This is a genomic window from Pseudomonas sp. XS1P51, assembly GCF_054897845.1.
The window spans coordinates 492,245-515,066 of record NZ_CM142707.1 but is presented as its reverse complement, the minus strand read 5'-3'; the positions used below and the strand labels follow the sequence as shown (position 1 = coordinate 515,066).

Genomic DNA, 22,822 nt, shown 5'->3' with positions numbered 1-22,822 from the left:
ATGGCCAAAATCACCATCAAAGAACTCGAGTCACTGACTGCCAACGATGCCGGCCGAATCCTCAGGGAGGATGGCAATCTGGCCGGTCGAATCTCAGTCCGTAAGGACGGTGTGTCGGTCAGCTTTTTCTATCGCTATCGGTGGGGCGACCAGAACAAAGAGTACGCCTGCGGGTCCTGGCCACGCAAATCCCTGACCGACATCCGCAAGGCCCGCAACCAGGCCCGGGCGCTCATTGATGATCAGATCAATCCCAACGAGCAAAAGAAAACCGCCAAGGCACAGGCGCATGCCGCGACGAACGGAAAAGCCGAACAGGAAAAGTCGACGAAAATGCAAACACTGACCGTCCAGGATCTGGCCAAGGTGTGGCTGTTGGATGGCGTCGCGCGTAAAGACGGCAATGCCGAGCTGCAGCGCCGTTTTAACAAGGACCTTTATCCGGCACTCGGCAAGACGTCAGTCAGTAGTGTGTCCGAACACGATATTCGGGCGCTGATCCGAGCGGTCCTCAGCCGCGACGCTCACCGGCAAGCCATCAGTTTCTTCGCCGACCTTACTCAGATGTTCAGCTGGGCCAGAAAGCGCCAACCCTGGCGGGCCTTGTTGGTCGAGGGTGATCCAACTGAGCTGGTCGACATCTCCCCCTGATCCCTGCCGACTACGAGGCAGAAAGAAGTCGGATCCTTTCACCGGCGGAGCTGTTGGAATTGCACAACCGCTTCCAGCAAATGACCGCCGATTACAACGCCCTCCCCGCGGGCCAAAAATACGACGGCATTCGGCCGCTAAAGAAGGAAACGTAGCTCGCGCTCTGGATCAGCCTGGGTACGCTGTGCCGGATTGGCGAGTTACTGCAGGCCGAATGGAAAAATGTCGATCTGGAGCGGCAAACGTGGTTCCTCCCCAGTGAAAACGTCAAAGGCGCTCGCGGCAAGAAACAGGACCATCATGTCTTCCTCTCCCCCTTCGCCCTGCATTTCTTTCAGGAACTGAAGATCCTAACGGGACATTCCCAATGGTGCTTTCCGAACAAGCAGGATGATGGGCATGTGGACGTAAAAGTGGTGAGTAAACAGGTCGGCGATCGCCAGGCCCGGTTCAAAAATCGCAAGGCCCTCTCCAGACGGCGTCACGACGATACGCTGGTCCTTGCCGACAGCCAGAACGGTGACTGGACGCCGCATGACCTGCGCCGTACGGGAGCAACCATGATGCAGGCCTTGGGGGTCAGCCTGGACGTCATTGATCGCTGTCAGAACCATGTGCTGGCCGGTTCCCGGGTGAGACGCCACTACCTGCATCACGATTATGCCGAAGAGAAGAAGCGCGCCTGGAACCTGCTGGGTGATCGACTCAGTGCGGTCTTATCCTCTACCTATGAGCACCCACCAACCGAGTCGATGATGTCTTTTCCAGCGTACGCAGCCACTCGATCCCTACCGCCTCAATAGGTCAGATACTTGACTACGGAATCCCTCATAATTTCGTAGCTTTCGCCGAGCGCTTGCTTCGAGTCAAAAGCGTTCGTTCGCCTAGATGCCTCGATATACCTCCAGCAGAACCTCCAGCGGGTGCCTCAAGGTTCTGCTAGAAAGGCGCTTCACTTGGCTGCGACACGAGTAGCCGGTAGCAAGTGGCTCACCTGGCACATCCTCAGCAACCCTTCGTTTCCATGACTGATCAAAAATCACCCGCGATATCTCCTGATTACGCGCTTCATGACCATAGGTACCGGACATCCCACAGCAACCTGTCGCTTCAACCTTTAGCTCTAATTTTAAACGCCGAAATACTTCAACCCATTGCTTGCTGCTCGCAGGTACATTGGTCTTCTCCGTACAGTGGGCCAGCAAGCGAAATGTCCTCGGCATCTTGCGAATAGGAGCTTCACTCAAACAATCCAGCAGCCACTCCTGAGGCAACTCAACCGCTGGAGCCTCAGCCAGACCCGGTACTTTTGAATATTCCTGACGATATACCAGCGTCATCGCGGGATCCAAACCTACCAGACGCACACCCGAGTCACTCAGGGCCTGAAGCTGATCAGCATTGCGCACCGCCGCCTTGTTGAATGCAGCCAGAAATCCCTGCACATGAAGCGGCTTTCCATTGGGGCTGTACGGCGCGACGAAGACTTGAAAACCAATGCGCGATGCCAGTTCGATAAACGAGGCCAGTAAGGGGGTCTCAAAATACCGGGTGAAAGCGTCTTGCACGACAACTACGCTTTTTCCGGCCTGAACAGGGGTCAACATTGCCAATCGCCCTGGCGTTGCCGGCTCGACATTCCAGCGATTCAGAACAGACTGGAAATCGAAACGACTCAGCAGCGGGCTGTCGACCATACCCACTTTTTCAGCCAGCCAGCGCTTTACGAATGTCGTTCCCATCAGCCCGTTGTAAAGGCCGGGAATCTTCGCGAAGTAAGGAATGCTGAATTCCAGCGAACCAATCAGATAATCGCGCAAAGGCCGAAGATAGCGTCCATGGTAAAGCTCCAGGAACCGTGAACGAAATTCTGGCACATTGACCTTGATTGGGCACTGGCCCGCACATGACTTACAAGCGAGGCAACCTGCCATGGCGTCATAGACTTCATGGGAGAAATCGGGACTACCCTGTCGCTGTGCCCGACTGTTGCGCCAGCGCTGCGGCAAGCCTCTGAGAAAGTGTGGGCGCCGCAGGGTTGTTGAAAGAACGTCAACACCTGCGTTCCCTTGCAGACGTAACCACTCCCGGACCAGGGAGGCTCGCCCCTTCGGCGAATGTTGGCGCTGCCGCGTGGCCTTCCATGAAGGGCACATTGCATCGTTTGGGTCGTAGTTGTAGCAAGCGCCGTTACCGTTGCAATGCACCGCAGATTCGTAACTGTTCCAGACACGCTCATCGATCTGTCGGTCAAGATCGCCACGCATGACAGCCTCATCGATTTTGATCAATGACTCGGTGCTGCCCAATGGTGTGGCAATTTTTCCGGGGTTGAATTGATTGTAGGGATCGAAGGCAGACTTTACCGCTTGCAAGGATGGATACAGCTCGCCGAAAAATGCCGGGGCATACTCGGAGCGAATGCCTTTTCCATGCTCACCCCAAAGTAAGCCACCATAGCGTTGCGTCAGCGCTGCCACGCCATCGGAAATCGGACGAACCAATGCGGCCTGCCGAGGGTCCTTCATATCAAGTGCGGGGCGCACATGCAGCACACCGGCATCGACATGCCCGAACATTCCATACTGCAAACCAAAACTGTCCAACAGCGCACGAAACTCGGCGATGTAGTCCGCGAGGTTTTCAGGCGGGACTGCCGTGTCCTCGACAAAAGGCTGAGGCCGAATCTCGCCCTGTACGTTGCCCAGCAAACCGACCGAGCGTTTGCGCATCGCATAGACTTGCTTCACCGCCTCTTCACCCTGCGCCAGCGTGTGCCCTAGTCGCTCTACGGTTTGATCCGCATGCAAATGCTCAATGAACGCTGCCACCCGGCCTTCGACTTCCGGAATGTCGTCCCCACTGAACTCGACCAGATTAATGCCCAATGTTGGGCGATCAGGATCTTCTGGAAAATATTCAGCGACGCTATGCCAGACGATATCCCTCATTGCCAGCACCAACACTTTGGAATCGACCGTTTCAATCGACAACGGTTTATGCTCGATCAACGAACGAGCATCTCGCAGCGCGTCCATAAAACTGGCATAGCGCACATTTACCAGTACCGAATATTTGGGTATCGGTAGAACATTCAACAGCGCCTCGACCACAAAACCTAATGAGCCTTCGGCACCACACATCACACTGTTGAGGTTAAAGCGCCCGTCGTTGTCACGAATATGCGCGAGGTCGTATCCAGTGAGACAACGATTGAGTTTGGGAAACCTGGCCTCGATCAGATCGGCCTTGTCGGCATGGATGTCTCGCACGACTCGGTGAACCTCTCCAATCCGATCATCCCGGGCACATTCACGCTCCAGCGCATCTTCATCCAGAGGCCGAGAATGTAGATGCACACCGCCAAGCAGAATACTGTGCAGTTCAATCACATGGTCCCGGGTCTTGCCGTAGGTGCAACTGCCTTGCCCACTAGCATCGGTATTGATCATTCCCCCAACAGTCGCCCGATTGGAGGTGGAAAGCTCCGGGGCAAAAAACAGGCCGTGAGGTTTGAGCGCCGCATTGAGTTGGTCTTTTACAACGCCCGCCTGGACACGGACTCGCCTGCGCTGCGGATCAATTTCCAGGATCCTGTTCATGTGCCGCGAAAGATCTACCACGATCCCTTCGGTCAGTGACTGCCCATTGGTACCAGTCCCTCCTCCCCTCGCCGTGAGTTTTATTGCGCGATACACCGGTGCAGCCAGAAGCCGCGCGACACAGGCCACATCGTCTTGATCCAAAGGAAAGATAACGGCTTGCGGCAACCGTTGATAAATCGAATTATCCGTCGCCAGGACGGTACGACTGGCGTAGTCGGTTCCCACCTCGCCTTTGAACCCACTCGTTTTCAAAACCGCAAGGAAATTGCTGTAGTCGGGTGTAGTCAGGCTCGGCAGGAGCTGGGCAATCATTGAAAAGACTCACGAAGACGGGGGACGACAAAGCCAACCACACCCGAACTAAGGGACGACCTGCACGGGCGAGGATGACATCCGATGGCTTTTCGACAAGTGTTCCGATTATTCGCCGAGATAGGCTTTCTGCACTTGTTCGTTGTGAAGCAGTTCATCCGCCTGCCCTTCCAATGCAATGCGACCACCGTCAATCACATACGCGCGCTGACAGGTCTGAAGGGCGAGTTTTGCGTTCTGCTCAACCAGCAACAATGTCACCCCGCCCTTTACCACTTCACGAATAGTTTCGAAGATCTTTTGCACGATAATCGGTGCAAGTCCCATAGAGGGCTCGTCGAGCAACAACAACTTTGGCTTGCCCATCAGCGCCCTGGAAATCGCCAGCATCTGCTGCTCACCACCCGACATAGTGCCGGCGAGCTGGAAGGCCCTTTCCTTGAGTCGAGGAAATATGCCGAACATACGGTCAATATCGGCTTCAATCGCTGTTTTGCCGTCAGTGCGGGAGAAGGCCCCCATCTCCAGATTTTCGTAAACGGTCAGCTTTGGGAAAATACCCCGTCCTTCAGGTACCAGCGCCAATCCCTCGCGTATCAAGTCATAGCTCTTGATCTTCGAATGGACTTTGCCATCAAAGGTAATTTGCCCCGCTGTCGGCGTCAGCAAGCCGGCCAGTGTCTTGAGCGTAGTTGTCTTGCCTGCACCATTGGCACCGATCAAGGCAACCATCTCTCCCTCGCCCACATGAAAGTCCAGTCCCTTGATGGCCTGGATGGCTCCATAGGAGACCTTCAGGTCGTTAACTTGGAGGATATTTTTCATGCTTAAGCCACCGTCTCCGTGCCCAAATAAGCCTCGATTACTCGAGGGTCTTTCTGCACCTGCGCGGGCAGACCATCGGCAATTTTTTTACCGAACTCCAGAACCGTAACGTGATCGCACAACCCCATCACCAGCTTCACATCGTGCTCAATCAACAACACCGTTTTGCCATCGCCTTTCATCTTGCAGATCAGCTGGCGCAACCCTTCGGTCTCAGAAGCGTTCATGCCGGCCGCGGGCTCATCCAAAGCAACCAAAAGCGGTTCTGTTGCAAGCGCACGGGCAATTTCCAGGCGGCGTTGATCGCCGTAGGAGAGGTTTTTTGCCAACTCTTCTGCGAGGCGACCGATGCCGACATAGTTCAGCCAATAACGCGCTGCCTCATGAATCTCACGTTCCTCCTGGACGCAGCGCCGGGTACGCAAAATAGCGCCGAACACCCCACATTTTGTCCGCACATGACGCCCGATCATGACGTTTTCCAGCGCAGTCATATTGTGGAACAGGCGAATATTTTGAAAGGTGCGTGAAATCCCGGCTTCCACCACTTTATGAGGCTTGCTGATGCGCAACGGCTTACCGTTGAACTCTACCTTTCCCTCCTCGGCGCGATACAGACCTGTAAGTACGTTGAACAACGTCGTCTTACCCGCACCATTGGGACCTAACAGGCCGCGGATTTCTCCGCGCTTGATGCTCAGGTCGATGCTATGCAATGCCTGTAGACCACCAAAAAATTTGCTGACCGAGCGCAGCTCCAGCAGTACGTCGCTCATACCTTATTTGCCTCTTTCAGTCCGAACTCGGCGGGTGCCGGATCAAGGTGCTCTACAGTGCTATCGAGCACAGGTCCTGATACCAAAGGCTCGCTTTCATCTTCATGCAATTCAGCCCGACGTCGACTCGATGGCCACAATCCTTCCGGCCGAAAGCGCATGACCAGAATCAGCGCAAGGCCAAAGACCAGCATCCGCAGCGTTGATGCATCGAGAATGTTGCGCAGCACTTCCCGACTGATGAAGGTCACGTTGTCCAGAACGAATGGCTGGACCCAGTTCACCAGATCACGGAAAACTTCCGGCATGATCGACAGGATCAGAGCGCCAAGCACCACACCGCGAATCGAGCCCATGCCCCCGAGCACCACCATGGCCAAGACCATGATCGATTCCATCAAAGTGAATGATTCCGGGCTGACGAAGCCTTGATATGCAGAGAACAGAGCGCCGGACACGCCACCGAAAGTGGCGCCCATGGCAAACGCCAAGAGCTTGAGATTGCGCTTGTTCAGCCCCATCGCCTCAGCGGCGACTTCGTCCTCCCGCAACGCCATCCAGGCGCGTCCGATACGAGAGACTTCAAGGCGTTTGGACAAGATGATCGCCAGGATGACTACCGCCAGAAAGAACAGGTAATAGCTGATAACCGGAGAAACCTGCAAACCGAACAAACTCCATTTGGTCTGCAACGATAAAATCGCATCGGGCGCTTTTCCAGCAACGTAACTCCAGGAACCACCATCGATGTGCAACGGTGCAATCCCGGAGATACCCTGCGGGCCGTTGGTGATGTTCACCGGCTGGTCCAGGTTGTTCATGAAGATCCGGATAATTTCGCCAAAACCCAGGGTGACGATTGCCAGGTAGTCGCCCCGTAATTTGAGTACCGGGGCACCGATCAATACACCACAAAAAGCTGCGATGACGGCTGCCAGGGGAATAATGATCCAGATCGGCCAGTTCAATACACCCTCAGCCAATCCCGCCATATTCAGATGGGGCGATGACAACAAGGCATAAAGGTACGCGCCAATGGCGTAAAAACCGATATACCCCATGTCCAGTAGACCGGCATAACCAATGACGATGTTGAGCCCCAGTGCCAACAACACGTAGAGCATCGCAAATCCGAGGATGCGGACCCAGGTCGGCCCAAGGAATGGTATTGCGTCAACCACAAAGGGAAGAGCAATGAACGCTAGGGCGAGCAGCGCGTACTGAGCGTAATGATCTTTCATGGGATAACCTCCTACGCGCGATCGGCCTGACGTTCACCCATCAGACCATTGGGTCGGAAGAGCAAAACCATGATGAGCACCATGAACGCGAAGATGTCCTGATAATTGGCGCCCAGGAATCCGCCAGTCAGTTGACCGGTGTAGCCCGCTGCAAGCGACTCAATCAGACCTAGCAATATGCCCCCAGCCATGGCCCCGAAAAGGTTGCCGATTCCGCCCAGTACCGCTGCGGAAAAAGCTTTGAGCCCCAGGAGCAAACCCATATAGGCATCAGCCTGGCCATAGTTAACAGCCCGCATAACACCTGCCACAGCCCCCAATGACGCACCAATGACAAAGGTGGCGGAGATCACCCGATTGATGTTGATACCCATCAAGCCAGCGACTTCCTGGTTTTGCGCAGTAGCTCGCATGGCCTTACCCAGCCTTGTCTTATCCACCAACAACCAGAGTGCAAGCATGATGACAACCGAGATAATCATGATGCTCATCTGTACGTTGGTGATGGTCGCGCCAAACACTTCAATCGGCCGAGTCTCAACGACCTCGGGAAAGGTCTTGTAGCCCCGGCCCCAAATCATCATCGCCAGGTTTTGCAAAAAAATAGAGATACCGATTGCCAGTATGAGCGGCGTCAAACGAGGGGCTTTGCGCAAGGGACGATAGGCAAACTTCTCCATACCTTGTGCCATCAGCATGCAAACAATCGCCGCGATCATTATTGCGAATAGCAGTGTCAGCACGCCTGGAGCGAATCCAAAACCCGCCAGCATGGTCAACACCGAAATGGTCACCATTGAGCCGACCATGACGATCTCGCCATGAGCGAAATTGATCAAACCGATGATGCCGTAGACCATGGTGTAACCCAGAGCAACCAGGGCATAAATGCTGCCGAGCACCAGACCGTTAAGGACCTGCTGCAACAAGATATTAAGGTTGGCTTCCACGTGTGAGTCCTCAAAACTGCGCAGTAACCACGATGACTAGTGGTCGCAACGCGGTGACATTCATGGCAGATCAGAAAAAGTTTTCTTGTTTTTGTCGCGGGCCATCACGGCCCGCTTATAGTTCTGGTAGTAGCTAACGACTTAATCGCGCTCGACAGACAGGGTTTTCCATTTACCGCCTTCAAACTGGAAGATCGTCGCCGCCGCATTTTTCAGATTGCCGGCGTCGTCGAATGCGATCGTCCCGGTCACTCCGTCATAGCTTTCGCTTTTCAGTACAGGCAGGTAAACGGCAGGATCATCCGATTGTGCTTTGACCATGGCGTTGATCGCCGCCCATGTAGCATCGTATGCAGCCGGGGATGACTGAACGACGCCGACGCCATATTTATCCTTGAGCTTTTGCTCGAATGCCGCACCCTTTGGCATGTCTTGCAAAGGGGTCCCGTAGTTCCAGGCATAGGTACCTTCAGCAGCGCTACCGGCCATTTTCTTGAACTCATCGTTTGGCAGGTTGCCGATGTTCATGAACTTCGCTTTTATGCCCAGGTTTTTCATCTGCTTGGCCATTGGCGCAGCCTGATAATCCAGAGCAGCAAAGAACACCGCATCAGCTTGCTGAGCTTTAGCAGTCGTCAATATGGCGTTGAAATCAGTAGCTTTGTCATTGGTGTACTCACGAACGACAACGTTGCCACCGGCAGCCTTAACAGCCTTTGTAACCTCATCCGCCAAACCCTGACCGTAAGCTGTACGGTCATCGAAGATGGCAATGCGTTTGGCTTCAAGCTTGTTGACCAGATAGTTACCCGCGTAACGACCCAAGGTAGCGTCATCGTTGACCACCCGAAAAACTGACTTGATACCTTGTTTGGTTAGTACTGGATTGGTAGCAGACGGTGAGATTTGAGGAATGCCGGCGTCGCCGTAGATTTTTGAGGCAGGAATACTAGTACCCGAGTTGTAGTGGCCAATGACCACCGCCACCTTCGCATCCACAAGACGTTGGGCCACTGCTGTGCCCGTACGTGGATCGGCGACATCGTCTTCCGAAACCAGTTTAAACTCGGCGACCTTGCCACCAATTTTCAACTTCTGCTGGTTAGCCTCTTCGATCGCAATGCTCACGCCATGCTCAACGTCAAGGCCCTGGTGGCCTGATGGTCCCGTCAATGGACCGGCAAAGCCAATTCTTACCTGCTCAGTGTCAGCAGCAGTGGCGATCCCAACACTTAGAGCTGAGGCCATGGCCGCAGCGAGCGCTGTGAAGATCAGGTTGTTTTTATACATATACCCCTCCCAGAAATCATCGGACAAACGAATTGAGCACGTTGGCGTGCAAGTCTTCTTTTCCACGTCCGGGCCTATCACAGCAACCAGACCTTATTCGGGACAATCTCACTGCATTGCGTCGCCACCATCAGCGGCCGCACTTGTAAGATAACAGTCAGCAGGCAACTGTCAATGGATGTATGCTTGGTCTCGAGAAAAATGCGAACGAAGAAATTCGGGAGACGGGAAAATGCACAGATCCGAAGCGTTTCCGACGGTAGTATTGGACGATCGCACCATGAGAGGTCAGATGTTTGATAACATATGGGACGTGGTTAACTGCCCGGATCATCGGCTTTCAGACGAAAAAAATAGAGACTTCGCAATTAATTGACGAGGTCGACGCAGCTGTTCAACCATTTATCTTCCGTGATGAGCAACTAGGTTAAGGAGCAACACAAATGGACGCGACAACTGGTGCACGCAGGGGCAATCTTGCTGAGACGGTTATCCGTGAACTGTCCAATCGAATTGATGTGGGCACGTATCGTCCGGGGGATAAACTTCCGTCCGAGCAGGAACTGTGCAAAGAATTCAGCGTCAGCCGCCCGGTCATCCGCGAGGCGGTCGCCTCACTGCGCCTAGGCGGGCGTTTGATCGCGCGACAAGGTGTTGGAGTGTTTGTCGTCGAGCAGGATGTGAAGCGCATTGGCTATGCACTCAGCACCGCCATTGACGACGTTCGTGCCGCCGCGCAGGTACTGGAGCTTCGCCTCGGCATTGAAACCGAATCCGTTGCACGAGCTGCGGAACGACGCAGCCCGACGAGCATGGCCGACATCACGCAAGCCTTTGATCGCTTCAACGCATTGGATGGCAATGATCTTGAAGAAGAGGCCAAGGCCGATTTCGAGTTCCACCTTGCTATTGCACGCGCAACCAATAACCCTCACTTCACCCAGCTTCTAGAGGCATTGGGGCCAGATATCATATTTGACCTGCACCTCAAACACGGACAATCCACCGGCAAAAGCCGCCAGGCACACATCAAGAAGATCGGTCGTGAACATGGTGCGATTCTTTCGGCGATCACTATGGGTGACATCAATGCGGCCCGTAACGCCTTGCGCAAGCATCTTGAAGAAAGCCTTTCACGCTATCAACGCCTGGTACAGAGCGGAGAGTGATCTCCGCTCTGCCGTTTCAGCTGATTAGCTCAGACCAAGGCATACGTATTTGATTTCAAGGTAATCCTCGATACCGTAGCGCGATCCTTCACGCCCCAAGCCAGAGGATTTAACTCCTCCAAATGGCGCAACTTCTGTGGCCAACACCCCAACATTGACACCGACCATTCCGTATTCCAGAGCCTCCGACACTCGCCACACCCGCCCAAGATCACGAGCATAGAGATAGCAGGCCAGGCCAAACTCCGTGGCGTTTGCCTGGGCTATCACCTCACTTTCGCTACTGAAGCGGAACAACGGTGCCACCGGGCCGAAGATTTCTTCACGGGCTACACGCATATCGGTCGTGACATCGCCCAGTAAGGTGGGTTCGTAGAAGGCACCACCCAAAGAATGACGTTTGCCTCCGGCAATCACCCGCGCTCCGGCTTCCCGAGCCTCAACCACTAACGCCTCGACACCCGCCAGAGCCTTGCTGTCGATCATCGGGCCAACCTCGATACCTGCTTGAGTGCCATCGCCCACCACTAGACCATTGATCCGGGCGGCGAACTTCTCGACGAAACGATCATAGATGCCATCCTGGATGAAGAAGCGATTGGCGCACACACAGGTCTGCCCGGCGTTGCGGAATTTGGCAATCACCGCACCCTCGACCGCAGCGTCGAGATCAGCATCATCAAAGACAATAAAAGGCGCATTGCCCCCCAGCTCCATGGTGACTTTTTTGACCGTTGACGCGCACTGTTCAAGAAGCTTGATGCCTATTGGGGTGGAGCCGGTAAACGACAGTTTGCGCACAATAGGACTGGCGGTCAGTTCGCCGCCAATCGCGCCGGAATCTCCCGTAACGACATTCAAGACACCACGTGGGATGCCGGCTCGCTCTGCCAATACACACAGTGCCAGAGCACTGAAAGGCGTCTGCGAAGCCGGTTTGAGCACCAACGTACATCCGGCTGCCAACGCGGGTGCAGCCTTGCGGGTAATCATTGCCGCCGGGAAGTTCCACGGGGTAATCGCGGCACAGACACCAATAGGCTCCTTGGTCACGATCAGACGTCGATCAGCATGGGGGGATGGGATCACATCGCCATAAATGCGCTTGCCCTCCTCCGCATACCACTCCACGTAAGCCGCAGCGAAGGCAATTTCGCCCCGCGCCTCGGCCAGCGGTTTACCTTGCTCGGCCGTCATGATCTGCGCGAGATCTTGCTGATGATTCATGATTTCGCGAAACCAGCCTTGCAGGCGAGCGGCCCGCTCCTTGGCCGTGAGTGCACGCCAGGCGGGTAACGCGGCCTGAGCGGCGTTGATCGCTCGCCGGGTTTCACTAGCCCCCATACGCGGTACACGTCCGATCACGTCCCCGGTGGCCGGGTTGGTAACGTCGATGGTTTGAGCATTGTCGGCCGCTACCCATTGATCATCGATGTAGCAAAATTCACGCAGCAGTTCAGGATCGGCAAGTCTCATGATGAGGCGCTCGTATAAATTGAAGGCAAAAAAAGGCGGGACGATCAATCCGTCCCGCCCAAGGTCAATCAGCGCGAAGCGAGGGCTTTTTCGCGTATCTGGCTCAGGGTCATTCGAGGCGTCAGTGCCTCCGGATCGACCTGAATCTCGATCAACGCAGGTTTCTGCGAAGCGACACACCGCTCGAAGGCCTCGGCGAACTGCTCGGTCGCCACGACTGTCTCGGCATGGAAGCCGTAGGAACGGGCCAACATGGCGAAATCCGGGTTATGCAATTCAGTGCCGGAAACGCGACCTGGATAGCTACGCTCCTGGTGCATACGGATGGTGCCGTACATGCCGTTGTTCACCACGATTACCACCAGACGGGCGTCGTAGTTGGCGGCCGTTGCCAGCTCCTGACCGTTCATGAGGAAACAGCCATCACCGGCGAATGCCACGACCGTCCGCTCTGGCGCGGTGATTTTGGCCGCCACCGCAGCCGGCACTCCATAACCCATCGAGCCGTTGGTTGGGCCCAGCAGCGTACGGAAGGTGCGGTGCTGATAGCCGCGATGCACCCAACCGGTGTAGTTGCCCGCACCGCAGGTGATGATGCTGTCGTGAGGCAGGCGATCATTGAGCCAGGCGATGACCTCGCTCATTTGCACTGGACCCGGCGAAGCTGGGCAATCAAAATTGGCGCGGTAGCCACGGTTGAGTTGTGCCGTCCAGTCAGCCAGCCCTTGCGGGTTGACGGCTGGCAAGGCTGCCACCTGCGCCGCGAAGGTTTTCATCCCGGCATTGATCGCCAGGGTGGGTTGATAAACCCGCCCGAGTTCTTCAATTCCCCCGTGGACGTGAACCAGCTTTTGCTTCGGCACCGGGATATTGACCAGCGAATAGCCCCCCGTGGTCATCTCGCCCAGACGCGCGCCGATCACCAACAACAGATCCGAATTTTTCACCGCCTCGACCAACTCGGGACCAGCCGCCAGGCCCAGGTCACCGGCGTAGTTAGGCAGCGTATTGTTGAACAGGTCCTGGCAGCGGAACGACGCCGCTACCGGCAGATTCTGCTTCTCGATAAACGCGCGAATGTTTTCAACAGCCTCGGAACTCCAGCCGCCACCGCCAAGCACCACCAGCGGGCGCTGCGCCTGACCGATCAGGCTTTGCAGCTGTTCGAGCGAAGCTGGCGAAGCGGCCGGCTCGATGGCCTGCGCAGGACCGGCATCAGCGACATCCACCAGATCTGTCAGCATGTCTTCCGGTAGCGCCACGACGACCGGACCCGGTCGACCGTTGGTGGCGCGATGGAAGGCCTGACTGAGTAGCTCCGGCAAGCGCGCGGCATCGTCCACTTCGACGACCCATTTGGCCATTTGACCAAACATGCGGCGATAGTCGATCTCCTGGAAGGCTTCGCGCTCTACCTGATCCCGGGCCACCTGGCCGATGAACAGGATCATTGGCGTGGAATCCTGGAACGCCGTGTGCACGCCCACCGAAGCATTGGTTGCGCCCGGACCACGAGTCACGAAACAGATGCCCGGCTTGCCCGTCAGCTTGCCGTACGCCTCAGCCATGTATGCCGCCCCACCTTCCTGACGGCAGACAATCAGCTCAATATCATCCTTGGCATCATGCAATGCATCGAGCACTGCCAGATAACTTTCACCGGGCACACAGAAGGCACGTTCGACACCATTGATGCGTAAAGCATCGACCAGCACCTGACCGCCTGTGCGGGTCGCTGTGGAATTGTTGTTAGTCATCGTTGTTCTCCATCAGGCCACGCGGTCAGATGACCGAGTCTTCCAAAAAGGGACGGTTTTCCACCACGCGGTCGTAGGACAGCGCGCTCAGATCCAGGCTGCGGTATTCGCCGTAAGTGATCAGCTCACTCAGGCCACGACCAATCGCTGGTGCCTGTTGCAGGCCGTGACCGCTGAAGCCATTGCAGAAGAGGAAGTTGCGCACCTCATTGTGCGGCCCGACGATTGCGTTGTGATCCAGCACGCAGAAGTCGTAGTGCCCCGCCCAGGAGTTGACCACCTTGATAGCCTCAAACGCAGGGACACGTTCAGCAAGGATCGGCCAGACCTCTTCGTCGAATTCGTCGTGCAAGACCTCGAAGTCATCGAAATCGACTTCCGGATCGACCTTGGGATAAGTACCGCCGAGGTACAGATGGCCTTCCGGGCGAAAAAAAACACCGGTCGGATCAATCGTCAGCGGAACTACACCGGGCAGTGGTGTGTGACAGTCGAAAACGAACAGCGAGCGCCGACGCGACTCGACCGGGATCTGCAAACCGGCCATTTTTGCTACTGTGGGCCCGCGGGTGCCGGCGGTATTGACCAAGTATTCACAGGTGATGCGCTCGCCACTGGCCAAGGTCACGCCAGTGACCAGATCGCCCTTGCGCAAGACTTCAACCACCTCGTTCTCGATGTACTCGACACCCATCGAGCGCGCTTTCTTGCGAAAGCCATTCATGATGCCGTAATTGTCGAACCAACCTTCATCCTTCTCGCCATAGGTTCCGCCAGCCAGGCTGTCGGGATTGACCCAGGGGAAACGCTTGATCAGCGCGTCGGTGTCCATCAGGGTCACATCGGCGCCGTTGTCCAGCTGCGTCTGGTGCAGACGCTTGAGTACGTCGAAGCCCTTCTGGTCGGCCAGGAACAGATAGCCGTTTTCCTTGAAGGCGAGGTCAGGCTTGTCCCCATTGACCTCCATCAATTGCGGGAAATCCCGGATAAACTGAGCACCAAACCGAGAGATCTGAATATTGATCGGGTTGGAAAACTGCACGCGGATCGAGCTGCTGGAGAGCGCCGTGGCCGACTGCGCATAGGTCCAGTCACGCTCGATGACCAGCACCGACCCAGTGAAGTCAGGGTTGTTGGCCAGGAAATAAGCCGTGGCACTGCCGTTCACCGCGCCGCCCACGATCACTACGTCGTAGTGTTGCTTTGTAGCTGTCGAAGCCATGGTTCGGGACCTCTAAGAATTCGATAGGGAAACGTTACTTCGGATCTTCGAAATGGCCTGCGCCAGCAAAATTGCCACCGTGGTAGCGCGCGGCAGGCTCATTGGGGTCCAGGGGCGGGAATTTCGCTTCAATTTTTTCGCGGTAATCATCGGCACTGTCCTGTGGCACGTAGCCAATCGACGAGGCGGTGCGGTTGTCCCACAGCGATTCACGGTTGGCCGACATGCCGTAGACAATCATGTGCGCAACGCGCGGTGCGGTCAGCGAGCGCTCCACCAGCTGAGCAAAGTCGGCGAACGATAGCCAGGTCGCCAACATGCGGCGATCCAACGGTTCTTCGAACGAGGAACCAATGCGCAGATTCACCGACTCGACGCCGAACTTGTCCCAGTAATACCGACCCAGATCCTCGGCAAAGCATTTGCTCACTCCGTACAGGCTGTCGGGACGATGCGCAACAGTAGAGTCGATGGTTTCGGTTCGGTCGTAGAAACCAATGGCATGATTGGAACTGGTATAAACCACTCGCTTCACACCATGCTGACGCGCGGCTTCGTAGATATTGTAGGTGCCGACGATATTGCCGTTGAGGATCGCGGCAAAGGTGTTTTCCAGCGGTATACCACCCGCATGAATGATCGCATCAACGCCCTCGGCGAGCGGCAGCACATCGGCCAGATTGCCCAGGTCGCAGCGCACCAGCTGTTCGTGCGGTGCCGCCGCGCCCATGTCAGCGATATCGGTCAGGCGCAGCTCATCGGCGAAGTCCCGCAGGTGCTCGCGCAAGACTTTGCCCAAGCGGCCGGCAGCACCGGTAATCAACAGTCGTTTGAAAGGTTTGCTCATCAGATCAATCTCGAATTAGTCAGTGACTGCAACGCTTAAACCAACAGGGCCAGCGCATCGCGCATCTGCACAATGGCCTGCTCAAGCTGTTGCCTGGACGTTGCGAATGACAGGCGGATGTAGGGCTCAAGACCAAACGCAGAACCCGGAACCGTTGCGACATTGCCAACCCGCAGCAAATAGTTGGCGAGGTCGGTATCGCTCTCGATCACTTGCCCATCGGGCGTACGCTTGCCGATAAACGCCGAGCATTTCGGGAAGGCATAGAACGCCCCTTCCGGCATCTGCAATTCCAGTCCGTCGATTGCCGCGAGACCTTCGACGACCATTGCGCCTCGGGCTTGGTACTCACGGTTGGCGTCACGCACGAAGTCTTGCGGACCGTTCAAGGCTGCCGCAGCTGCCAACTGTGAGATGGCCGAGGGGCATGTCGTGGTCTGCGACTGGGTTTTGTTCATCGCGACGATCAGTTCTTTTGGACCCGCGGCATACCCCAGGCGATAGCCCGTCATGGCGTAGGCCTTGGACACCCCGTTGATCAGCAGGGTGCGTTCACGCAGCTCAGGGCACGCCGTCACGAATGGGACGAAGGGTTTGTTGCCGAGAATGATGTGCTCGTAGATCTCATCGGAGATCACCAGGACCCGCGGATACTTCTGCAACACGACACCCAGTGCCGCGAATTCTTCCCGGGTGTAAATCGCGCCACAGGGATTGTTCGGCGAGTTGAGCATCAGCCAACGCGTCTTCGGCGTAATGGCCGCTTCAAGCCGTGCAGCATCGAGTTTGAACCCAGACTCGGAACCGCAGGGAATGACCTTCGGCACACCACCGTTGAGCAGCACCATATCGGTGTAGGACACCCAATAAGGAGCAGGCGTGATGACCTCGTCACCCGGCTCCAGGGTCGCCAGGAAGGCATTGAACAGCAACTGTTTGGCGCCGTTGGCGACGCAGATTTCATCCAGGCCGTAATTCAGATCGTTTTCACGAGAGAACTTGTCGACGATGGCCTGGCGCAATGCCTCGTAGCCGTTCGGCGCGGTGTAATGGTTATTGCCCGCGAGCATGGCCTGGTAGGCCGCTTCGATCACGTGGGCCGGGGTATTGAAGTCCGGCTCGCCCAGGCTGAGATTGATCACCGGCTCGCCTTGAGCGAGCATTTTCTTGGCCAGGACCGAGACCGCCATGCTTGGCGAACTCTTGACTGTCCTGACCCGCGAACTTTGAAATTCCATCAATTGCTCCCCTGCCCGGCTTCATAGCCATAATCGTCACGCGCCTGCTCGGCACTGATGTAGCCGAAACGCAGGTCGCGTTCGACATCCTCACGCGGACGCTGGCGCGGATCACCGTAGCCACCGCCGCCTGGCAGGCTCAGAATCAAACGTCGCTCCGAAGGCACGAACTGCTGGCCCTTGCCGCGCAGCAGCGTGCCATCGTCCAGACCGACATAACCCTTGGCGCCTTCCTTGCCGCCTTCAAGGCCACGAGCCGGGTAGAGAATGCGGTCAAACATGGCGCTGAAGCGGAACGAATAGCCTTCGGCAGCCGATACTTCGATCTCCTGGCCCAGGCCGCCGCGCAACTGGCCGGCACCACCAGAACCGTTACGCAGCTCCTTGCGCCAGACAATGACGGGGCCGGCATGCTCGGTGGCCTCGACCGGCATGGTGTGCACGCCACTCGGGAACGCCGTGGCACTCAAACCGTCCTTGGCGGCGCGTGCGCCCATGCCACCGCTGTTGAACATCAGCATCTCGGCATTGCGCCCTTCTGGATTGCTTTCCAGTGGGCGAACGCTCAAGTGCAGGTTCCAAAGGGCACTGGCGCCCTCGGCCGGGACCTGGCCGTGCAAGCATTTGTGCAACGCACCGAGCACCAGGTCAGGCACGAAGTGCCCGAGCACGTGACGCACCGAGACCGGTGCCGGGTGCTTGGCGTTGAGAATGCAGCCTTCGGGCGCCACGACATCGAACGGCGCCAGCGACGCGGAGTTGTTCGGGATCTCTGGCGCGACGATGCACTTGAGTCCGTAACAGGCGTAGGCCTTGGCATAGCCCAGCGGTACGTTGATACCGAACTGACTCATGCCGGAGGTGCCGCCGAAATCAGTCAAAATGCCGTCCGGCCCGACCGTCAGGGTTACCGACAAGGTCACTGGAACGTCGTACCCGTCCAAGGTCATGCTGTTCTGGTAGGTGCCATATGGAAGGGACTTGAAGCACTCCAGCGTTGCGCGGCGACTGTGTTCCAGGATGAAGCCGCCGATGTGCTCCAGGTCTTCCAGGCGAAACTCATCAAGCATGCTCAGCAGGCGCTTGTGACCGGTCTCGTTGCAGGCCGACAGCGCGTAGAAATCACCCACCACCCGATCGTTCTCGCGCACGTTGTTGCGCAGGATGTTGATCAGGTCGCGATTGACCTTGCCGCGCTCGAACAACTTCATGATCGGAATGAACAAGCCTTCTTCGTAGACTTCACGAGCATCCGGGCCGAAACCGCGGCCGCCGATATCGACCACGTGAGCGGTGCTGGCGAAATAGCCGATCAACTTGCCCTTGTAGAACGAGGGCGAAACGATGGTGATGTCATGCAGGTGGCCCGTACCCTTCCACGGGTCGTTGGTCACGTAGACATCGCCTTCGAAGATGTTGTCCTGGCCAATGTCGTTGATGAAATGCACCACCGCCTCGGCCATGGTGTTGACGTGTCCCGGGGTGCCCGTAACAGCCTGGGCAAGCATGTTGCCAGCCCGGTCGAAGACGCCGGCGGACAAGTCGCCGGCTTCACGCACACTGGTCGAGAACGCGGTGCGGATCAGCGTCAAGGCTTGCTCTTCAACCACCGAAATCAGGCGATTCCACATCACCTGCATTTGAATATCGATCAAGGTATCGCTCATGGGAAAATCGCCTTCTATGCAAGTGACGCTTAGCGTCGAACAACCAACAGGCAGCCGTCAGGCTGGACCGTGGCGATGAAGGAGGACGACACGAAGGTCGACGTTTCGCGCTCGGCGATGATGGCCGGGCCATCAACACGAGCACCCGGTTGCAACTCCTCACGCTGGAAGATGCCAGCATCGACAAAACCACCGCTGACGACGTCGAAGACCTCTCGACGCGAAACTTCGTGGGCACGATGCGAGGCGCCGATCTGCTCGACTGGCTGCACCGGAAATAACGGCGAACTGGCTTTAACCGACCAGCTGACGATCTCGACATCCGGTCCTTCGATTGGGCGACCAAAGAACTGGGTGTAAGCCGCTTCAAACAGGGTCTTGAACTGTGCGGTGTCGCTGTTGCTGAATGGTTTGAATGGCAGAGAAACGGGAATTTCCCAGCCCTGGCCGACGTAACGCATAAACGCCGTGCATTCCAGCTCAGGCTCACCTTCAGGCATGCCCTGGCGCAGGAAACCGATGGACTCGGCCTTCATGTCATCAATCAGAGCATTGACCTGTGCCGCATCGAATTCAGAAAGGCGCACAAAAGCACTGCGTACTGCCTCATAACCAAACGGCGCACGCAGAAAGCCAATAGCCGATCCGACACCTGCACCTGCCGGCACGAGGAAGCGCGACACCCCCATTTTTTCGCACAGACGCGCAGCGTGCAGTGGACCACCGCCACCGAAGGTAATCATGGTGTATTCGGCGATGTCCTTACCGCTTTCCACGGCATGCACACGCCCCGCGTTGGCCATGTTCTCATCGACCACTTCACACACGCCGTAGGCAGCGGTGACCGCTTCCATGTTCAGTGGCGCACCGATGACTCGCGCGGTGGCCGAAGCGGCGTTATCGATGGACAGGCGCATCGCGCCGCCGGCGAAGTTGTCCGGATCGAGGCGCCCCAGCAAAAGGTTGGCATCGGTGATGGTCGGCTCCAGGCCGCCACGACCGTAGCAAGCCGGGCCCGGCTCGGAGCCGGCGCTGTGCGGGCCGACCCGGATCTGGCGCATGCTGTCGATGCTGGCAATCGAGCCGCCACCGGCACCGATCTCAACCATTTCCACTACCGGGATCGAGATCGGCATGCCGCTGCCTTTCTTGAAGCGGTAGGTACGCGCCACTTCAAAGGTCTTGGCGGTCTTTGGCACCTGGTTTTCGATCAGGCAGATCTTCGCCGTGGTGCCGCCCATGTCGAAGGAGACCACCGAATCCAGTGAGTATTTGCGTGCAATGTCGGCTGCGAAAATCGCACCACCGGCCGGGCCGGACTCGACCAGCCGCACAGGAAACTCTGCGGCGCTCTGCACCGAGATAATCCCGCCACCGGAGTGGATCATGAAGACCGGGCAATCGGCACCGGATTGCTTGAGCGTCACCACCAGACGATCCAGATAGGACTTGATCAGCGGCTTGACGTAAGCATTGGCACAGACGGTATTGAAGCGTTCGAACTCGCGCATCTGCGGAGAGACTTCACTGGAAATCGACACCGATACCTTCGGCAAGCGCCGTTGCAAGGCATCGCGCAACAGGCGTTCGTGGGCACCATTGACGTAACTGTGAATCAGGCCGACCGCGATGCTCTCGTAGTTGCCTTCGGCCACTCGCTCGACCAGCGCATCGATATCGGACTGTTGAGGCGCGATCAACACATCACCGTGTACATCCAGGCGCTCGCGCAAGGTGTAGCGGTGTTCGCGCTCAATCAGCGGCGGCGGCAATGTGATGTTGATGTCGTATTGTTCGAAGCGGTTTTCCGTGCGCATTTCCAGCGTGTCACGAAAACCTTCGGTGGTAATGAATGCCGTCTTGGCCCCGCGCCGCTCGATCAGTGCGTTGGTGGCCAGGGTGGTGCCATGGATCAGTTGCTCAATGTCGGACAGCTTCAGGCCGGCGGCATCGATGACACTTTTCACACCGGTGAGAATCGCGCGCTCTGGCAGCTCATAGTCGGTAAGAATTTTGGTTGAGTGCAATACCCCGCCCACATCAAGCGCGATATCGGTAAAGGTCCCACCTATGTCCACGCCGACCCGGCATGAAGTAGCAGTCATCGTCGTATCCCCTGAAATTCCTGATTTCATGACAAGAGGCAATCAAGCCCGCTTGAAATGTAAGTTATATGTTGTCTTACAGGCAGTCAAGCATTGTCACACGGTATTCGGCTGCTTCAGACACCCCGAAAAGTGTCAGCCGGGATCGATGAGATCCCGGCCCTGGTCATCAACCCTTGGTCTTGACCATTCGTCCCCCGCCCACCGCTTGAGAGGTAGGGAAAACCTCAAGGCGAGACACGTCCACTTGCTGTGGCAGGCTCAGCGCTGCCAACAGCAAGGTCGCAATATCTTCCGGCATGATCGACTCATACCCTTCGTACAGTTCGGCGTCAGCGGACTGCATACCCATGGTGGCTTTGTACAATTGCGTCTGGACCCGACCGGGGGCAATTTCCGTCACGCGCACCCCACTGCCAAGCAAGTCGCAGCGCAATGCATCGCAGAACAAACTGATCCCCGCCTTGGACGCACCATAAACAGCAGCCCCAGGATGTGGCGCACGACCAGCACTGGAGCCAATAAAGAATAGATGACCATGGCCACGCTCGATCATCCCGGGCAATGCCTTGCGTGTCAGATGCAAGGGCGCCTTTAGGTTGATGTCGAACATGTTGTCGATTTCCGCCGGATCCATCTCCTGGAACGAGGATCGGGTGGACAACACCCCGGCGTTATTGACCAACACATCCACCGGATAGCGCGCCAGGATTTCGGTGAAGGCATCGACTTGACGCACATCAGCCTCGACCACCGTTACGCCCGGTTCCGAACGCAACTCGGCTAACGCCTCAGGACTGCGACCGACCGCAATCACCTGCAAACCGGCATCGCGCAATGCCAGGACAACGGCCTTGCCGATACCGCTGGTGGCACCCGTGACTAAAGCCCTGCGGTAGATCGCCGGCACCGATACTGAATCAGGCATAGATGTAGCCCCCGCTTACGATCACGTTCTCACCCGTGGCATAGCTGTTGCGACTGCTACCCATCATGACGATCCACTCGGCAATCTCGGCAGGCTCAGCTGCACGGCCCAGCGGGTTGGCCGCAGCCAGCTCACCGAGGAAGCCCAATTGCTTTGCGCGCTCAGTGGCGAAACCTGCGGGCGCCACCGAATTGACCAGGATCTGTTCCTTGGCGCAGGCCTGGGCAAAGGATTTGGTCAGACTGACAACGGCTGCTTTAGTCGCGGCGTAGTGGGCGTTCTGCGGGTGAGCCTTGAAAGCGTCTACCGAAGTGACATTGACGATGCGGCCAGTCACGGCAGGTGCCGCCACGTAGGCCTGCATGTGTTTCACCGCGGCGACCATCATGTGGTAAGTCCCTTTAATGTTCACCGCGTTTTCCAGATCCCATTCCTCGTCGGTAATCTCGAAAATATCCTTTCGCGGGTAGATCGCAGCGCTGTTGACTAGGCAATGCACACGCCCCAGCGCATCGACGATTTGCTGGAAAGCGCCATGGGCGGATTCCTGCCGGGAAATATCGCCTACCGCAGTGGCAACTTCACAACCATCGGCGCGAAGCACCTCTGCCGCGACAGCCATCAACTGCTCATTTCTATCGATGATGCCGATTTTCGCGGCTCCACGCTTGCGCATCAGCTTGGCGGTTTCCAGCCCCAGACCCGAAGCGCCACCGACGATTACGACCGTTTGCCCATCCATAAAACACCTCCGCGATTAGTC

Annotated in this window: 16 protein-coding genes and 1 pseudogene; 2 read left to right on the top strand and 15 right to left on the bottom strand. The window is 56.8% G+C overall.

All coding sequences use genetic code 11. From position 1 onward, the window contains the following. Positions 1-1,454, top strand: a pseudogene (locus ACYZUD_RS02475) (tyrosine-type recombinase/integrase). Between the two features lie 81 nt (positions 1,455-1,535). On the opposite strand, the gene ydiJ reads toward ACYZUD_RS02475, so the two are convergent. The 6 genes from ydiJ to ACYZUD_RS02445 all read right to left on the bottom strand — a co-directional run bounded on the left by ydiJ (position 1,536) and on the right by ACYZUD_RS02445 (position 9,650). After that, positions 1,536-4,568, bottom strand: a complete 3,033-nt coding sequence (gene ydiJ / locus ACYZUD_RS02470) for a D-2-hydroxyglutarate dehydrogenase YdiJ (RefSeq protein ID WP_462022438.1) — start codon at positions 4,566-4,568, stop codon at positions 1,536-1,538. A 108-nt stretch (positions 4,569-4,676) separates the two neighbouring features. Next, complete coding sequence (locus ACYZUD_RS02465; RefSeq protein WP_462022437.1) at positions 4,677-5,393, bottom strand: ABC transporter ATP-binding protein; 717 nt, start codon at positions 5,391-5,393, stop codon at positions 4,677-4,679. A 2-nt stretch (positions 5,394-5,395) separates the two neighbouring features. Next, the gene (locus tag ACYZUD_RS02460; RefSeq protein WP_462022436.1) at positions 5,396-6,169 is read right to left on the bottom strand and encodes an ABC transporter ATP-binding protein; all 774 of its coding nucleotides are present in this window, start codon (positions 6,167-6,169) and stop codon (positions 5,396-5,398) included. Further along, the gene (locus tag ACYZUD_RS02455) at positions 6,166-7,410 is read right to left on the bottom strand and encodes an ABC transporter permease subunit (RefSeq protein WP_462022435.1); all 1,245 of its coding nucleotides are present in this window, start codon (positions 7,408-7,410) and stop codon (positions 6,166-6,168) included. The genes ACYZUD_RS02460 and ACYZUD_RS02455 overlap by 4 nt, the downstream gene beginning before the upstream one ends. Before the next feature lie 11 nt (positions 7,411-7,421). Further along, positions 7,422-8,360 (bottom strand): branched-chain amino acid ABC transporter permease, encoded by a 939-nt coding sequence (locus ACYZUD_RS02450; RefSeq protein WP_462022434.1) that lies wholly within the window; start codon positions 8,358-8,360, stop codon positions 7,422-7,424. Between the two features lie 141 nt (positions 8,361-8,501). After that, on the bottom strand, positions 8,502-9,650 hold the full coding sequence (locus ACYZUD_RS02445) for a branched-chain amino acid ABC transporter substrate-binding protein (RefSeq protein ID WP_462022433.1): 1,149 nt from the start codon (positions 9,648-9,650) through the stop codon (positions 8,502-8,504). 443 nt (positions 9,651-10,093) lie between these two features. Here ACYZUD_RS02445 and ACYZUD_RS02440 point away from each other — a divergent pair, with 443 nt between their 5' ends. After that, a complete protein-coding gene (locus ACYZUD_RS02440; protein WP_462022432.1) occupies positions 10,094-10,819 on the top strand; it encodes a FadR/GntR family transcriptional regulator in 726 nt (241 codons plus the stop codon). 24 nt (positions 10,820-10,843) lie between these two features. Here ACYZUD_RS02440 and ACYZUD_RS02435 read toward each other — a convergent pair whose 3' ends face one another. The 9 genes from ACYZUD_RS02435 to ACYZUD_RS02395 form a co-directional block, all read right to left on the bottom strand. Then, positions 10,844-12,295, bottom strand: coding sequence for an NAD-dependent succinate-semialdehyde dehydrogenase (locus ACYZUD_RS02435; RefSeq protein ID WP_462022431.1), 1,452 nt, complete (start codon positions 12,293-12,295; stop codon positions 10,844-10,846). A 68-nt stretch (positions 12,296-12,363) separates the two neighbouring features. Beyond that, positions 12,364-14,052 (bottom strand): thiamine pyrophosphate-binding protein, encoded by a 1,689-nt coding sequence (locus ACYZUD_RS02430; RefSeq protein WP_177132583.1) that lies wholly within the window; start codon positions 14,050-14,052, stop codon positions 12,364-12,366. Positions 14,053-14,077: 25 nt separating this feature from the next. Further along, a complete protein-coding gene (locus ACYZUD_RS02425; protein WP_462022430.1) occupies positions 14,078-15,274 on the bottom strand; it encodes an NAD(P)/FAD-dependent oxidoreductase in 1,197 nt (398 codons plus the stop codon). A 34-nt stretch (positions 15,275-15,308) separates the two neighbouring features. Further along, positions 15,309-16,121 (bottom strand): NAD-dependent epimerase/dehydratase family protein, encoded by an 813-nt coding sequence (locus ACYZUD_RS02420; RefSeq protein ID WP_462022429.1) that lies wholly within the window; start codon positions 16,119-16,121, stop codon positions 15,309-15,311. 35 nt (positions 16,122-16,156) lie between these two features. Continuing rightward, the gene (locus ACYZUD_RS02415; protein WP_462022428.1) at positions 16,157-17,359 is read right to left on the bottom strand and encodes a pyridoxal phosphate-dependent aminotransferase; all 1,203 of its coding nucleotides are present in this window, start codon (positions 17,357-17,359) and stop codon (positions 16,157-16,159) included. Next, positions 17,359-19,026 (bottom strand): hydantoinase B/oxoprolinase family protein, encoded by a 1,668-nt coding sequence (locus ACYZUD_RS02410; protein ID WP_462022427.1) that lies wholly within the window; start codon positions 19,024-19,026, stop codon positions 17,359-17,361. Before ACYZUD_RS02410 ends, ACYZUD_RS02415 begins: the two co-directional genes overlap by 1 nt. Positions 19,027-19,055: 29 nt before the next feature. Beyond that, positions 19,056-21,131 (bottom strand): hydantoinase/oxoprolinase family protein, encoded by a 2,076-nt coding sequence (locus ACYZUD_RS02405; RefSeq protein ID WP_462022426.1) that lies wholly within the window; start codon positions 21,129-21,131, stop codon positions 19,056-19,058. Positions 21,132-21,300: 169 nt separating this feature from the next. After that, positions 21,301-22,059, bottom strand: a complete 759-nt coding sequence (locus ACYZUD_RS02400; RefSeq protein ID WP_462022425.1) for an SDR family oxidoreductase — start codon at positions 22,057-22,059, stop codon at positions 21,301-21,303. Next, positions 22,052-22,801 carry an SDR family NAD(P)-dependent oxidoreductase gene (locus tag ACYZUD_RS02395; protein ID WP_462022424.1) on the bottom strand — a complete coding sequence of 250 codons (750 nt, stop codon included), beginning with the start codon at positions 22,799-22,801 and terminating at the stop codon, positions 22,052-22,054. Before ACYZUD_RS02395 ends, ACYZUD_RS02400 begins: the two co-directional genes overlap by 8 nt. Positions 22,802-22,822 lie beyond the last annotated feature (21 nt).